General features: G+C 71.9%; 13 protein-coding genes. 8 read left to right on the forward strand and 5 right to left on the reverse strand.

Annotated features, from left to right (window positions below):
- Window positions 1-43: 43 nt before the first annotated feature.
- The 5 genes from ptlD (at window position 44) to fdxA (ending at window position 4,884) form a co-directional block, all read left to right on the forward strand.
- Window positions 44-943 carry a neopentalenolactone/pentalenolactone F synthase gene (gene ptlD, locus ACIBKX_RS17310; protein ID WP_363272761.1) on the forward strand — a complete coding sequence of 300 codons (900 nt, stop codon included), beginning with the start codon at window positions 44-46 and terminating at the stop codon, window positions 941-943.
- A complete protein-coding gene (locus ACIBKX_RS17315; RefSeq protein WP_363272762.1) occupies window positions 940-1,953 on the forward strand; it encodes a polyprenyl synthetase family protein in 1,014 nt (337 codons plus the stop codon). The genes ptlD and ACIBKX_RS17315 overlap by 4 nt, the downstream gene beginning before the upstream one ends.
- Window positions 1,954-2,042: 89 nt before the next feature.
- The gene (gene ptlA / locus ACIBKX_RS17320; RefSeq protein ID WP_363272764.1) at window positions 2,043-3,056 is read left to right on the forward strand and encodes a pentalenene synthase; all 1,014 of its coding nucleotides are present in this window, start codon (window positions 2,043-2,045) and stop codon (window positions 3,054-3,056) included.
- A 41-nt stretch (window positions 3,057-3,097) separates the two neighbouring features.
- On the forward strand, window positions 3,098-4,468 hold the full coding sequence (gene ptlI, locus ACIBKX_RS17325) for a pentalenene oxygenase (RefSeq protein ID WP_363272765.1): 1,371 nt from the start codon (window positions 3,098-3,100) through the stop codon (window positions 4,466-4,468).
- A 95-nt stretch (window positions 4,469-4,563) separates the two neighbouring features.
- Window positions 4,564-4,884, forward strand: coding sequence for a ferredoxin (gene fdxA / locus ACIBKX_RS17330; RefSeq protein WP_363272766.1), 321 nt, complete (start codon window positions 4,564-4,566; stop codon window positions 4,882-4,884).
- 10 nt (window positions 4,885-4,894) lie between these two features.
- On the opposite strand, the gene ACIBKX_RS17335 is transcribed toward fdxA, so the two are convergent.
- From ACIBKX_RS17335 to ACIBKX_RS17345, 3 genes are read right to left on the reverse strand one after another with little or no spacing between them, the layout of a single operon-like run.
- The gene (locus tag ACIBKX_RS17335) at window positions 4,895-5,620 is read right to left on the reverse strand and encodes a tyrosine-protein phosphatase (protein ID WP_363272767.1); all 726 of its coding nucleotides are present in this window, start codon (window positions 5,618-5,620) and stop codon (window positions 4,895-4,897) included.
- 9 nt (window positions 5,621-5,629) lie between these two features.
- Window positions 5,630-6,508, reverse strand: a complete 879-nt coding sequence (locus ACIBKX_RS17340) for a DNA-binding protein (protein ID WP_363272769.1) — start codon at window positions 6,506-6,508, stop codon at window positions 5,630-5,632.
- 48 nt (window positions 6,509-6,556) lie between these two features.
- Complete coding sequence (locus ACIBKX_RS17345) at window positions 6,557-7,969, reverse strand: PepSY domain-containing protein (RefSeq protein ID WP_363272770.1); 1,413 nt, start codon at window positions 7,967-7,969, stop codon at window positions 6,557-6,559.
- Between the two features lie 195 nt (window positions 7,970-8,164).
- On the opposite strand from ACIBKX_RS17345, the gene ACIBKX_RS17350 reads away from it, so the two are divergent.
- The 3 genes from ACIBKX_RS17350 to ACIBKX_RS17360 all read left to right on the forward strand — a co-directional run bounded on the left by ACIBKX_RS17350 (window position 8,165) and on the right by ACIBKX_RS17360 (window position 11,773).
- Window positions 8,165-8,431, forward strand: a complete 267-nt coding sequence (locus tag ACIBKX_RS17350) for a hypothetical protein (RefSeq protein WP_363272772.1) — start codon at window positions 8,165-8,167, stop codon at window positions 8,429-8,431.
- A 172-nt stretch (window positions 8,432-8,603) separates the two neighbouring features.
- Window positions 8,604-9,500: a methyltransferase domain-containing protein gene (locus ACIBKX_RS17355; protein ID WP_363272773.1), complete on the forward strand. Its 897-nt coding sequence runs from the start codon at window positions 8,604-8,606 to the stop codon at window positions 9,498-9,500.
- 272 nt (window positions 9,501-9,772) lie between these two features.
- Window positions 9,773-11,773, forward strand: coding sequence for an N-acetylmuramoyl-L-alanine amidase (locus ACIBKX_RS17360; RefSeq protein ID WP_363272774.1), 2,001 nt, complete (start codon window positions 9,773-9,775; stop codon window positions 11,771-11,773).
- Between the two features lie 117 nt (window positions 11,774-11,890).
- Here ACIBKX_RS17360 and ACIBKX_RS17365 read toward each other — a convergent pair whose 3' ends face one another.
- Both ACIBKX_RS17365 and ACIBKX_RS17370 read right to left on the reverse strand, forming a co-directional pair.
- On the reverse strand, window positions 11,891-14,224 hold the full coding sequence (locus tag ACIBKX_RS17365; RefSeq protein ID WP_363272775.1) for a glycoside hydrolase family 95 protein: 2,334 nt from the start codon (window positions 14,222-14,224) through the stop codon (window positions 11,891-11,893).
- Between the two features lie 158 nt (window positions 14,225-14,382).
- A complete protein-coding gene (locus tag ACIBKX_RS17370) occupies window positions 14,383-14,883 on the reverse strand; it encodes a hypothetical protein (RefSeq protein ID WP_363272776.1) in 501 nt (166 codons plus the stop codon).
- Window positions 14,884-14,928 lie beyond the last annotated feature (45 nt).

Raw genomic sequence — 14,928 nt, forward strand, 5'->3', positions numbered from 1 at the left:
CCGCTTCCCCGGCCCCTCCCTTCTGCGAAAGGCGGCAACGCCCATGGACGTCACGCCGATACCCGGCGCCGCGCTCGGCGCCGTCGTGCACGGAGCCCACGTCACCGGCGACCTGGACCAGGCCCAGGCCGAGGAGATCTGGGCGGCGCTCGACGCGCATCTCGTGCTCGTCTTCCGCGGCCACGAGACCCCTGCCCACGAGGACTTCCTGGCCTTCGGCCGGCGCTTCGGCTACATCCCGAAGACCGGTCTGACCAACGGCGCCCATCCCGACCACAACGAGATCCTGATCGTCTCCAACCTGGTCGAGGACGGCCGCAAGATCGGCGTCGGCGACGCCGGCTGGATGGGCTGGCACACCGACTACTCCTTCCGCCCGCGCGTCTCCCAGGTCGGCTTCCTGGAGGCCGTGGAAGTGCCGGCGTCCGGCGGCGGGGAGACCCTCTTCACCGACATGTACGCCCTGTACGAGTCGCTGTCCCCGGAGGAGCGCCGGCGCCTGCACTCCTACCGGGTCCGCCACGCGCTGCGCACCGGGTACGAGGAGACCATCGAGGAGGAGCTCCAGGGCGAGGTGTCGCTCGGCGAGCACACCCGGCAGATCAAGGCCGAGGACGGCACCTCCACCGTCCACCCGCTGATCGCCCGCAATCCGCGCACCGGCCGCCAGTCTGTCTACGTCAGCAGCCTGAACACCAAGCGGATCGTGGACCTCGCCCCCGACGAGAGCCGCAAGCTGCTCGACGAACTCCTCTCGCACGCGGGCAGTCCCCGGCACACCTACGCGCACACGTGGCGGCCGGGGGACATCGTCATGTGGGACCAGCTCGGCACCATCCACGCCAAGCAGCCCTTCGACCCGGCCGAGCGGCGCGTCATGCGCCAGGTCGTCAGCATCTTCGACGACCCGACCGCCCCCTGGCAGGCGGAGGTCGCGGCATGAGCACCGCTCCCGCCTGCCTCAGCCACAGCAGGGGCACGATCACCCCGGCGCTGCGTGCCGCCGTGGACCGGCTCGACCGCCGCTCACGTCACCAGGCGGCCTACCACTTCGGCTGGATCACCGCCGGCGGCGCGCCCACCAGCGCCGACGCCGGGAAGGCCGTACGCCCCGCGCTCGCGCTGCTTTCCGCCGAGGCGGTCGGCGCGCAGCCTCAGGTCGCGCTGCCCGGTGCCGTCGCCGTGGAACTCGTGCACAACTTCTCGCTGGTGCACGACGATCTGATGGACGGCGACGAGGAGCGCCGCCACCGGCGCACGGTGTGGAAGCTGTGGGGTCCCTCCAGCGCCATCCTGACCGGTGACGCGCTGCTGGCGCTCGCCCAGGAGGTGCTGCTCGACACCGGGCTGCCGACGGCGGCGCCCGCGGCGCGGCTCCTCGCGCGCACCACCCGGCATCTGATCCGTGGTCAGGTCCAGGACCTGGCCTTCGAACAGCGCTCGCACGTCACGGTCGAGGAGTGCGTCGACATGGCTGCCGGGAAGACCGGCGCGCTGCTTTCGGCGAGCGCCGCGATCGGCGCCGTCCTCGCCGGGGCCCCGGAGGCGACGGTGGACGCGCTGGCGCTCTACGGCGACCAGGCGGGCGTCGCCTTCCAGTTGGTCGACGACGTACTCGGCATCTGGGGCGACCCCGCCGTCACCGGCAAGCCGGTCCACTCCGATCTGCGCTCCCGGAAGAAGTCCCTGCCGGTGGCCCACGCGCTGAACCAGGAGGGCCCGCTCGGCGCCGAGCTCGCCGCCTGGCTCACCACCCGCGGCGAACCCGACGAGGCACAACTGCGGCGCGTGGCCGGACTGATCGAGGCCGCCGGCGGCCGGGACTGGGCGCTGGCGGAGGCCGCTCGGCGGATGGCGCTGGCCGAGGACGCGCTGCGCGGCGTCGATCTCGCCGCGGGCGCGCGGGACGAACTCCTCGCGCTCGGGCGGTTCGTCGTCGACCGCGACGTCTGAGACCGGGCGACCTGCCCACTGACCGGCGCGGCCCCTCCACCAGGGCACCACCACAACCGCTCCCCCCTCCCCCTCCCAAGGAACTCCTCATGCCCCAGGACGTCGCATTCCACATACCCCTGCCGGGTCGGCAGAGCCCGGATCACGCGCGGGCCGACGCCGAGCAGCTCGACTGGCCGCGCTCGCTCGGGCTCATCAAGTCCGAGGCCGCGGCGGCACGTCATCTGCGCGGCGGCTACGCCGACCTGGCTTCCCGCTTCTACCCGCACGCCACCGGCGCCGACCTGGACCTCGGCGTCGACCTGATGTCGTGGTTCTTCCTCTTCGACGACCTCTTCGACGGGCCGCGCGGCGAGAACCCGAAGGAGACCAAGGAGCTCACCGACGCGGTCGCGGCGGCGCTCGACGGCCCTCTCCCCGACAGCGCGCCCCCCATCGCCCACGGCTTCGCCGACATCTGGCGGCGCACCCGCGAGGGCATGACCCCCGCCTGGTGCGCGCGCAGCGCCCGGCACTGGCGCAGCTATTTCGAGGGGTACGTCGACGAGGCGGAGAGCCGCTTCTGGGACCGGCCGTACCACTCCGCGGCCCAGTATCTGTCCGTGCGCCGGGAGACCATCGGGGTGCAGCCGACGGTCGACCTCGCCGAGCGCGCGGGCCGCTTCGAGGTGCCGCACCGGGTGTTCGACAGCGCCGTGGTCTCCGCGATGCTGCAGATCGCCGTAGACGTCAATCTGCTGCTCAACGACATCGCGTCGCTGGAGAAGGAAGAGGCCCGCGGCGAGCAGAACAACATGGTGATGATCCTGCGCCGGGAGCACGGCTGGTCCAAGGACCGCAGCGTCACCCACATCCAGGGCGAGGTGCGCGCCCGCCTGGAGCAGTATCTGCTCCTCGAGTCCTGCCTGCCGCGGCTCGGCGACATCTACGGGCTCGACGAGGCCGAGCGGGAGGCCCTGGAGCGCTACCGCGACGACGCAGTACGCAGCGTGATCCGCGGTTCCTACGACTGGCACCGCTCCTCGGGCCGCTACGACGCCGAGTTCGCGCTCGCCGCCGGCGCCCAGGGCTATCTGGAGGAGCTCGGCAGCACCGCCCGCTGAGCCGTCAACCACACCGCGGAAATCAGGAAGTCGAGGAACCGATGCCCGAGCAGACCACCTTCTCTGCGGGAGCCGCACCCGGCGCGCTCCCCGTCGTGGGACACGCCCTGCAGATGATGCGTCACCCCGTGAACTTCATGACCTCGCTGTCCGCCCACGGCGACCTGGTCGAGATCAAGATCGGCCCCACCCCCGCCTATGTGCCGACCCACCCCGAACTGCTGCGGCACGTCCTGACCAACGACCGCACCTTCGACAAGGGCGGCGTCTTCTACGACCGCGCCCGTGACATCGCCGGAAACGGCCTGGTCACCTGCCCGTTCTCCGACCACCGCCGACAGCGCAGGCTGATGCAGTCGGCGTTCACCCGCGGCCAGCTCAAGCGGTACGCGGAGGCGATGCAGGCCGAGATCGAGGACACGGCGTCGCGCTGGCGGGACGGCATGGTCGTCGACGCCTTCCAGGAGATGTACGGGATGGCGCTGCGCACGGTGGGCCGCACGCTGTACTCGACACCGGTCAGCCCGGCGCTCGCGGCGAAGGTGGAGCGTTCCTTCGACGTCGTGCTCAACGGGCTGTTCCGGCAGATGTTCCTGCCCGCCGCCATCCGCCGGCTGCCGCTGCCGTCCCAGCGCCGCTACAAGAGCAACCTGGACTTCCTGCACGCGACCACCCAGCGGCTCATCGACGACTACCGCAGCTCCGACACCGAGCACGACGACCTGCTCGCCGCGCTGCTCGCGTCCCGTGACGACGACGGCGGGCGGCTCGGCGACAAGGAGATCCACGACCAGGTCATCACCGTCATGGCGGCCGGCACCGAGACCGTCGCGGGCACCCTCACCTGGGTCTTCTACCTGCTTTCCCAGCATCCGGAGATCGAGGCCGCGCTGTACGACGAGATCGACGCCGTCCTCGACGGCCGCGCCCCGCACTGGGACGACCTGCCGAAGCTCTCGCTGGCCGACCGGATCATTTCCGAGGCGCTGCGACTGCACCCGCCGGCCTGGCTGTTCACCCGCCTCACCGCGGCCCCGACGGAGTTGGCGGGCCGTCGGCTGCCCGCCGGGTCCACCGTCGTGTTCAGCCCCGCCGCGGTCGCCCAGTTCGAGGACGCCTTCGACAACCCCGCGGAGTTCGACCCCGACCGCTGGCTCCCGGACCGGGTCGCGCCGGCCGCCCGCCACGCGTACGTGCCGTTCGGCACCGGCGCCCGCAAGTGCATCGGCGACCTCTACGCACGTACCGAGGCCACCCTGGGGCTCGCCACCATCCTCGGCCGGTGGCGGGTCACCTGCGAGCCCGGCATGGACATCCGCCCGGTCCCACTGGCCACCGTCTACCACCCGCGCCGGCTGCGGCTGCGGCTGGACGCCCGATCCCCGCGCCGGGCGGCGGTCGGCGGGGTGTGAGCCGTGCCCTGCCCGTCCTGCGGCCGCGCTCAAGTCGACGTGTACAAGCTGGCCGGGCCGATGCGCCACGACGACACGAAGAAGAGGAAACGTCCGTGACCTACGTCATCGCCCAGCCCTGTGTGGACGTCAAGGACAAGGCCTGCATACAGGAGTGCCCCGTCGACTGCATCTACGAGGGCCGGCGGGCCCTGTACATCCAGCCGGACGAATGCGTCGACTGCGGCGCGTGCGAACCGGTCTGCCCCGTCGAGGCGATCTTCTACGAGGACGACGTGCCCGGCGACTGGGCGGACTACCACAACGCGAACGTCGAGTTCTTCGAGGACCTGGGTTCGCCCGGCGGCGCCGGCGCCCTCGGCCCGGTCGAGCACGACCACCCGCTCGTCGCCGGACAGCCGGTCCGCACGGGATGAGCGGGACGCGTCAGTCGAGCAGTCGCGTCCTGAGCCGGTCGATCAGCTCCTCGTCGATGCCGACGTGCTTGACGGCGTAGTCCCGCACCGATCCGTACGTCGCGTTCAGGTCGGCCAGGAACAGCCGGATGACCTCCTGCGGCGCCCGCCCGTACCCCGGCCACCTCAGCGTGCGGTCCGGGTGGGCCGCCCTCCAGTCCGCGATCAGCCGCTCCGTGGCGAGTTCGGTGAGCGCGAAGTCCTCGGCGATGGTGTCCTCGTCCACGTCGAGGAGCGCGAGGACGAGCGCGGCGAGCAGTCCGGTGCGGTCCTTGCCGGACGCGCAGTGGAAGACCTGCGGGGCGTTCTCGTCGGCGATGGTCTCCAGGGCCGCGCGGAGTTCGTCGGCGCCGTCGAGGGCGACCTCGGCGTACCGGTCGGCGAGGTAGCGCCAGGGGTCGAGGGCGGGGTCGATCTCCGCCTGGTCGTAGGGCCGGTGCTCCACGCTGAGGTTGACGTAGGCGATGCCCTCCGCGTCGGGCACCCGGCCCTTGGCCTCGATCTCCCAGGGGTAGCGCAGATCGATCACCGTACGGACGCCGAGGCCGAGGAAGCGGTCCCAGTCGGCGCCCGCCAGTTTGGCGAGGGAGTCGGAGCGGTAGAGGCGGCCCCAGCGCACGGTGCGGCCGTCGCGGGTCCGATAGCCGCCCAGGTCACGGAAGTTGTGCAGGCGATCGAAATCTATGTGTCGTCTCACGGGGGCACTCTAGGCGGCGGGATCGCGTTGCCCGCGCGGCAGACACTCCAGCAGATGGGCGGCGGCGTCCCGCAGCGCCGGCGGGACATCCGTGCGCCGCAGCAGCAGGGCCGCCGTCCTGCCGAGTGTCTCCGTGGTCCGTACGGAGCCGATGCGGGCCGCGTCGGGGGCGATCCGCTCGATGAGGTCGCCCGCGTCGCGCCAGGCGCCTGCCCCGGCGAAGGCCGCGAGGAGCTGCGCGGTGAACAGCTTCCGGTAGGCGGGTCCGGGCGCGGTTGCGGCGCGGTGCAGCAGCGGGAGGGCCCGGTCCCAGTCGTGCAGCCTGGCGTGCACCCAGCCCTGGTGGCCGATGAGTTCGGTCTCGTCGAACCACCAGGCCCAGTGCGGGTCGTGGCGCGAGATGCCGTCCTGGAAGCGGCTGTGCGCGCGGGAGATCAGCGCCGTGGACTCCGTGCGGCCGCCCAGCATGGCGATCGCGTGGGCCTGCCGCACCAGGACGAGGCTGCCGACGCGGGCGGGCAGCGGTCGTGCCCCGGCCGTGCGGGCGGCGGCGTCCAGCGCCGATCCGGGTTCTCCCGTATGGGCCTTGAGCATGCTGTGGTTGAGGAGCACGAAGCGGGCCGTCCAGCGGTCGCCGCCGCGCCCCGCCAGGTCCAGGGCCCGAGCGTTCATCCGGTGGGCCGCGCCGTACCGCCCGGCGTCGAAGAGGATCCAGCCGGCCACCTCGTACAACTCGGCGAGGGCGGCGAGTTCGTCGCGGGTCGGGGCGGCGGCCGGTGCCGGCAGTGACCGCAGCGCCGCGCGCACGGCGGGCAGCGACGCCCTCGCCCCGCGCTCGGCGTCGAGCGCCACGAGACGCTCGACGGTGCGCACGGCCCAGGTGATCACTGCCTCACCGTACGACAGGTCCGGTGCCACGGACCGGGCCGGGAACGGTCAGGCGTAGGTACGCCGTCCGCGCCGGTAGGCGATCTCGCCGAGGACGATGTCCAGGGCGAGGAACGCCGCCAGGGGGATGCCGAGCAGCGGCACGAAGTAGCCGAGCACGGCGATCGCCGCCATCAGCGGGACCAGGACGTACGCCGGGACGTGCTGCCAGGCGCCGCGCGGCAGCGGTCGTCCGAAGGAGCTGCCCCGGCCGCGCTGCCACCACATGCGGTAGCCCCAGACGATCAGCAGGATCAGGCAGAGGGCGAGGGCGGCCAGGGCGATCTGGTTGGCGAGGCCGAACAGGGTCCCGGTGTGCGCGTCGATGCCCCAGCGGCTCAACTTGGCGAGCAGCGGGTAGTCGGCGAACCGCTGGACGTCGGTGACCTTGCCGGTGGCCGGGTCGACGGCGACGGAGTCCTGCTTCTCGGGCCAGCTGCGCTGGATCTGGCTGACGACGTACGCCGACGAGGGGTCGGCGGGCGGGACGATCTCCACCGGGTTGCCGAGGCCCTCGGCTCGGGCCGCCTTGAGGACCGCGTCGAGGCCGACTCCCGTTCCCTGCGCGGCTCCCGCCTCGCCGGAGCCGCCGTGCTCGGCGTGCTCGCCGCCGCCCGCGACCCCCGCCGTGACGGTCGGCGTCGTCTGCCCGAGTGCCTCGCGCAGATCGGCGATGCTCTGTCCCGCGTACGTCGACCAGGTCAGGCCCGTCGCCGAGAGGCCGATCAGTCCGACGGCCGCCCAGACACCCACCGAGCCGTGCAGCGACAGCGTGCGCCGCCGCCCCGAGGTGCCGCGGAGCTTGCGGCGGGCGCGGCGCCGGCCGAACCAGAGGACCAGGCCGCCGCCCGCGATCACCCACAGCCAGCTCGCGGCGAGTTCGCTGTAGAGGCGGCCGGATTCGCCCAGGTGCAGATCGCGGTGGAGTTCGTCGATCCAGGTGCGCAGGGGCAGCGCGCCGGTGGAGCCGTACTGCTCCAGTGCGCCGCGCACCTCGCCGTTGTACGGGTTCACGAAGACGGCGAGCTTGCGGTCGGCGTCCACGCCCGGCACGCCGGTCAGCAGGACGCGGGTCGTGGCGCCGCGCTCCGGGGACGGCCGCACCGCGCCGACCGTGCCCTCGGGGTACGCCTCGCGGGCGGCGGCCACCTGCCGTGTGACGGGGAGTTCGGTGGCGTTCGCGCTGACCGGGACGCGCATCTCGTGGTCGTACACGATCTTCTCGGTCTGGAACGAGCACGCGTACAGGAGCCCCGTCGTGGCGGCGACGAGCAGGAAGGGGGCGATGAGCACGCCGGCGTAGAAGTGCAGGCGCAGCACCAGCGGACGCAGCGACGCCCATCCGGACCGTTGCCCGGACGGCGACGCCTCCTGGGTGTCCGGCCCGTCGTCCGGGGCGAGAAGGGTGGGTTCGGCGGACATGAGGGGCTCTCCTGGATCGCTGCGGGGGGGGTGGCTGCGCTGGCGGCCCGTCGTCGGACCGGTCCAGGAGTCGGCCGGGGGTGCGCAAGAGTTCCCGCCGATATTCGATTTATATGTGTCGTACGTCACATGGGCGTGAGGGTGGTGTCACCCTCACCGTCCGCGGCACCGCCGCCCCTGCGGCAAAATGCCCGGATGGACTATGAGTTCTGGAACGACATCCACGAGCGCGGCGGCATCCCCGCGGTCAAGAACGCCCTTGCGGAGCTGGCCGAGCGCGGGAGCCCCGAAGACGTCGACGCCGCGATGGACCTGGCGTGCCGGGTCATCGCCGACGACACGGCACGCATCCAGGCCCGCGCCGACCGGGCCGAGGCACGGCTCCAGGCGCTGACCGACGAGGCGCGCGAGGTGGGGCGGCAGGTCGAGGAGCACGCCGGGCGGTCCGCCGAAACGGGGTGACGGCCGGGCGCCACCGGTCTCTTGGCGCTTTCCGGCGCTCCGTCGCCGGCCCCACCGGTGCTAGCGTCCGCCGCAGGCATGTCCCTGCCATCACACGCGTATCCGTACCCGTATCCGTATCCGTACCCACGCGAGTCCTCGAACGACTGACCGTCGCCGGAAGGGATTCACCATGGCACTGGAACAGCACGGCGCACACGGCACCACGACGGCCCCCACCCCCGAAGAAGTCGGCACGATGTACGACCGGTTCGGCGATCTGCTCGCCATGACCCTCGGCTCGACCGCCGTCCACATCGGCATGTACGCATCGCACGACGCGCCCACGCCCGTCACCACCCTCACCGCTCTGGCGGACCTCGCGCAGGACCGCCAGACGGACTTCCTCGTCGACACCATCGGCCTGGCCGCGCACGAGCACCTCCTCGACATCGGCTGCGGCACCGGCGGCCCGGCCGTCGCTCTCGCCGCGCGCAGCGGCGGCCGGGTCACCGGCATCACCGTCAGCAGGAGCCAGCTGGCCAGTTGCCAGGCGCGCCTCACCGAACCCGGGCCCGAGGCCCTGGGTCTCGCCGACCGGGTGGACTTCGCGTACGGCAACGCCATGGAACTGGCCTACGGGGACGCCACGTTCGACGCCGCCTGGTCCATCGACTGCCTCCCGCATCTGTCCGACCGTCCGGCGGGGCTGCGCGAGGCGCTGCGGGTGCTGCGGCCCGGCGGGCGCTTCCTCTTCACCGAGTTCGCCCTGCGCGGCACGCCCACCGACGAGGAGGTCGCGGCGTACACGCGGATGTGGACCTGTCCCCCGCTGACCCCCTTCGCCAAGCTCCTCGCCGAGATCGAGGAGGCCGGCTTCCGGGTCGAGACCGTACGCAACCGGACCGCCGACGCGGCGCTGTGCGGCGAGCTGATGTGCGTGCTGTACGAGGACCGGCGGGGGGAGATCGGGGAGCGCTTCGGCAAGGAGGCGCTGGCGTACACCGATCCGCTGATGGTTCCCTACCGCAGCTTCTGCCGGAACCACATGGACTACTACCAGCTGGTCGTCCGCAAGCCGGAGAAGTAGCGGGCTTCCCCTCCCCCGAACAGGTGGACCGGACCACTGACGGCCCGAGGTGTCCGCCCCACCGGTCACGACGCGTTCGTGCTGCTCATTGGTCCAATCCACTGACGCGTCGCAGGCCGTGCGGCCTCCTCGGGCGAAACCCGCCGGGACCGGCGCTGACATGGGAAATCCTTCTCCCTGGGCATGATTGACGGATCGTCGGGGAGCCGGTACCACTGACGCACGCCCGGCCCCGCACGCCCCATCACGCTTCACCGTCCCAGGAGGCTGCATTGCGAGGATCCGCCACCGCACCCACTCCTGCCGCGCGCAGACGGTCCGTCAGGACCGCGGGTGCCGTTCTCAGCGCCGGTCTGCTGTTCCCGCTGCTCGGTGCCGCCCCGTCGTCGGACGCGCCAGGCCAGGAGCCGTCCGCGCGCCTCCAGTCCGCCTTCGCGGCCGCGGCCGCCGAGTACGAGGTGCCGCAGAGCGTGCTGCTCGGCGTCTCCTATCTGCAGTCCCGCTGGGACGCGCACGGCGGCGCGCCGAGCGTCACCGGCGGCTACGGCCCGATGCACCTCACCGACGCGCGCACCGCGATCGCCGGGGCCCCGCACCACAGCGAGGGCGCGGAGGATCCACGCGGCGACGACTCACGGGGCGTACTGAAGCCCGAGGAGTCGACGGCGAAGGTCCCGGAGAACTCCCAACTGCCCGCCCGGCTCAAGACGTTGCCCCGCGCCGCGAAGCTCAGCGGCCAGTCAGCCGAACGGCTGCGCACCGACCCGGCCGCCAACATCCGTGGCGGAGCAGCCCTGTTGGCGGACGCGCAAGAGCAACTGGGCAAGCCGCTGAGCTCGGACCCGGCCGACTGGTACGGCGCGATCGCCCGCTTCTCCGGCGCCGACGACGAGGCCACGGCCGCGACGTACGCCAATGACGTGTTCGCGGTCATCCGCGACGGCCAGACGCGCACCACGGACGCCGGGCAGCGGGTGTCGCTCGCGGCGGACGGCGGTCTGGAGCCGGACGCGGCGCAGGTGCGCGGCATGGGGCTGCGGAAGGCCGACGCGGGTGAGACCGAGTGTCCCAAGACCGTGTCGTGCGAGTGGATTCCCGCGCCGTACGAGGAGTTCAAGGACCCGAACGGCAACGACGACTACGGCAACCACGACCTGTCGAACCGGCCCAAGAGCCAGAGCATCGACACGATCGTCGTCCATGACACCGAGGGCCGCTGGGAAGGCGTCCTCAACATGGTCCAGGACCCCACCTATGTGTCCTGGCAGTACACGCTGCGCTCCACCGACGGCCACATCGCCCAGCACGTGAAGGCGAAGGACGTCGCCTGGCACGCGGGCAACTGGTACGTGAACTCCAAGTCGATCGGCCTGGAGCACGAGGGCTTCCTCGCGGCGCCCGACACCTGGTACACGGAGGCGATGTACCGCTCGTCGGCGCGCCTGGTGAAGTACCTCGCCAAGAAGTACGACATCCCGCTGGACCGGCAGCACATCATCGGCCACGACAACGTCCAGGGGACGGTGCCGTCGACGATCGCGGGGATGCACACCGACCCCGGCCCGTACTGGGACTGGCAGCACTACTTCACCCTGATGGGCAAGCCGTTCAAGCGCACGGCGGGGCCGGACGGCGGTCTGGTGACGGTGGCCCCCGAGTACGCGAAGAACCGGCCGGAGTACACGGGTTGCGTCAAGCCGGGCGAGAAGTGCGAGACGCACGGCTCGGGCGCGGTGCGGGTGCACACCGAGCCGCGTGACGACGCGCCGCTGATCAAGGACATCGGGCTGCGGCCGGGCGGCGGTGACTCGACGATCGGCGTGAACGACGTCGGCGCCCGGCTCTCCACCGGCCAGCAGTACGCGGTCGCCGACCGTGAGGGCGACTGGACGGCCGTCTGGTACCTGGGGCAGAAGGCCTGGTTCAAGAACCCGAAGAAGCAGCCGACGGCGCTCGACGCGGCGGGCCTCGTGGTGACGCCGAAGGCCGGGGCGGACAGCGTCCCGGTGTACGGGCGGGCCTACCCGGAGAAGGAGGCGTACCCGGAGGGCGTGCCCGCGCAGCCGGTCACCCCGCTGCCGTACAAGCTGCTGTCGGGGCAGAAGTACGCGGTGGGCGACAAGATGCCGGGCGAGTACTTCTACGCGCCGACGTTCGACACGAAGCCGCACAAGGTGGTGCGCGGCAAGGACATGTACTACGAGGTGCAGTTCGGGCACCGCGTCGCGTATGTGCGGGCGGCCGACGTGCGGGTGATGCCGTCGGGCTCGTAGGAGTTCCCAGGGGCTCCTGGAGCCGCCGAGGACAGTCGGGGCCGGGTCTGCGTGGGGGCAGGCCCGGCCCTGGCATGTGCGTGGGGCGGGCCTGCCCCGGCGGACCCGCGGGCGAGTTCAGTCGAAGACGTACCGCTGACCCGCCCGCGCCTTGAACGTCTTCTCGCCGTCCGCCAACAGGCCGCTGCGCACGGTGAGTTCACGGGTGCGCGTGGCCGTGAGCACGATGCGGGTGGCGCGCCCGCCCGACCAGTCGACGTCGAGCCGTGCGCCGCCGCGGGCCCGCAGTCCGCGCACCGATCCCTCGGGCCAGCTCGCGGGGAGCGCGGGCAGCACCTCGATGACGTCGTGCTGGCTCTGCAGGAGCATCTCGACCACGCCGGACGTCGCGCCGAAGTTGCCGTCGATCTGGAACGGCGGGTGGGTGTCCCAGAGGTTCGGCAGCGTCGAGGACTTGAGCTGCTCGCCGAGCATCTTGTGCGCGTGGTCGCCGTCGCGCAGCCGCGCCCAGAAGTTGATCTTCCACGCCTTGGACCAACCGGTACCGCCGTCGCCGCGCGCGGTCAGCGACACCTTCGCGGCGTCCGCCCACTTGCTGCCGGGCTCGATCTGCCGTCCGGGGTGCAGGGCGTAGAGATGGGAGACGTGCCGGTGGTCGTCCGTTCTGTCGTCCAAGTCGGCCTTCCACTCCTGGAGTTGGCCCCAGGAGCCGATGCGGAGGCCGGGGTCGAGCTTGCCGAGGGTCTTCTCCAGTTCGGCGCGGAAGGCGGCCGAGTCGCCGAGGACGCGGGCCGCTTCCAGGGTGTTGGTGAGCAGGTCGTGGACGATCTGCTGCGCCATGGAGTCGCCCGCGGTGAAGTTCCCGTGCTCGGGCGAGTAGCTGGGCGTGACGACGAGGGTGCCGTCGCGCGGGTCGGTGCGCAGATTGTCGAGCCAGAACTCGGCGGCCTCCTTCATCGCCGGATACGCGGTGGAGCGGAGGTAGCCGGTGGAGCCGCCGAAGCGGTAGTGCTCGTAGAGCTGCGCGGTGAGCCAGGCGGCGGCCTCGGGGAACCAGAACGCGGTCGACCAGTCGTGCACGCCGGTGAAGCCGTAGGGGTTGGTCTCGTTGTGCACGACCCAGCCGCGCGAGCCGAACATCTCCTTCGCCGTACGCCGGCCCGGCTCGCGCAGCGCCTCGACGAAGCGGTCGTAGGGGGCGGTGGTCTCGGCGAGGTTGGCGGCCTCGGCGAGCCAGTAGTTCATCTGGAGGTTGATGTTGGTGTGGTAGTCGGCGGACCACGGGGGTGTCGTGCTGTGGTTCCACACGCCCTGCAGATTCGCGGGCAGCGATCCAGCCCGGGACGAGGCGATGAGCAGATAGCGGCCGTACTGGAAGAAGAGCGATTCCAGCGCGCGGTCGGCGCCGCTCGCCCCGCCCCCGTACCCCTTGAGCAGCTGGTCGGTCGGTATGTCGGCGGGCAGCGCGGCGCGCAGGTCGAGGGCGACGCGGCCGAACAGCTCGCCGTGGTCGCGCAGATGGCGGGCGCGGAGCGAGCCGTGCCCGCGGGCGACGGCCTCGTCGACGGTGCGGGTGACGGCGGCGTGTGGGTCGTCACCGCGGTAGTCGGGGTAGGTGTCGGCGTAGTCGGTGCCTGCGGCGAGCGCGAACCAGAGGTGGTCGGCGCCGCTGACGGTGACGCTGCCGTCGGCGTTGGCGGTGCGCTCTCCGCCTTGGTGCAGGATTCGGATCTGGGTCTCGAACTTCAGTCCGTTGTCTGCGAGTTGACCGCGTACGGTGATGCGGTCGCCGTCGGCCGCCGCGGTGAAGTCGGCGCGCGGCGAGGTGTATCGCACGGTGCAGGTCACGCTGCCCGGCCGGTCGGCGGTGAGGAGTCCGACGAGCACACCGTCCGGGTGAGAGGCGAAGAACTCCCGCTCGTGGCGCACTCCTTGGTGGGTGTACGTGACGGAGGCGAGGGCGGTGCGCAGGTCGAGGGAGCGGCGGTAGCCGGCTTCCGGCGCCTGTGGCGCGCCCGCGACGTCCAGGCGCAGATCGCCGAAGGTCTGGTAGGCGCCGTAGCCGCGGCGCGGCTGGCCGAGCTTCGCGGCGACGGCGTCGGGGTCGAGGGCGCCCTTGTCGTCGAGTTCCTCGCGGACCGCGTCGAGGGTGCCGGGCCTGGACTCGCGCCAGTTGCCGAAGTCGTAGCCCTCCTTGGAGCCGGGACCGCCGGTCCACAGGGTCTTCTCGTTGAACTGGAGCCGCTCGGAGGCGAGGGTGCCGAAGACCATCGCGCCGAGTGCGCCATTGCCGACGGGTAGCGCCTCGCGCTCCCAGTCGGCGGCGGGGGCCGAGTACCAGAGCCGCGATTCATCGGAGGTGTCACCGCGACGCTCGACCGCGGAAGCAGCTCCCGCGAGCACGCCTCCGCCCGTCGCCAGTACGGCCGCTCCGCCGACGGCGGACTTCATGGTGGTTCTTCGCGAGATCCCAGGAGTCATGAGCGGTCACGTTAAAAGTCCGATGACTCGCTGGCAAGGCGCATGACAAACCCACCCCTTGGACGGAAGGGGCGGGTTCTTGGACGGAGTCGGACGGCCGGCTGCGGGGCCCGCGCCGCCGGGGTGCGTCAGCCCTGCTGGAACAGCTCCGCGGGCAGCGGCTTGAGCAGCGCGTACAGATCGTCGGTGATCGGCCGGTCCCAGGCGGCGATGGTGACGAGGACGCCGTCGCTGCGGTCGAACTGCACGCAGGAGATACGGCTTTCGGAGAGCTTGAGGCGGCGCACGATCAGCAGGTTGTCGCCCTGCATCACCGGCATGTCCTCGCTGGAGGTGACCGTGATCTCCTCGTCGTTCTCCAGCGCGAGCAGCAGCTGGGCGACCTCGAAGGGCACCTCGCCGTCGGCCGTCTCGCGGGCCGGGGAACCCTCGGGAAGATTGCCGATGATCATCGCGGGGCCGCGGCCGCCGAAGAGGTCGTAGCGCAGGAAGACACCCTGGCAGCTGCCGTCGGGCGCGGGCAGCAGGCCCGCGCCGAGATTGCCGGGCCAGTCACCGGGGTCCATGGCCAGGACGTCGAAGTCCGGGCCCGCGGGAGTGGCGGAGCTGCGGCGGCGGAGGAAGGACATGCGCCAATGGTACGTGGCCCGCGCTGCTCGTCGGCGCGGGGGCGG

It is taken from the genome of Streptomyces sp. NPDC050658 (genome assembly GCF_044457025.1).
Lineage (GTDB): Bacteria > Actinomycetota > Actinomycetes > Streptomycetales > Streptomycetaceae > Streptomyces.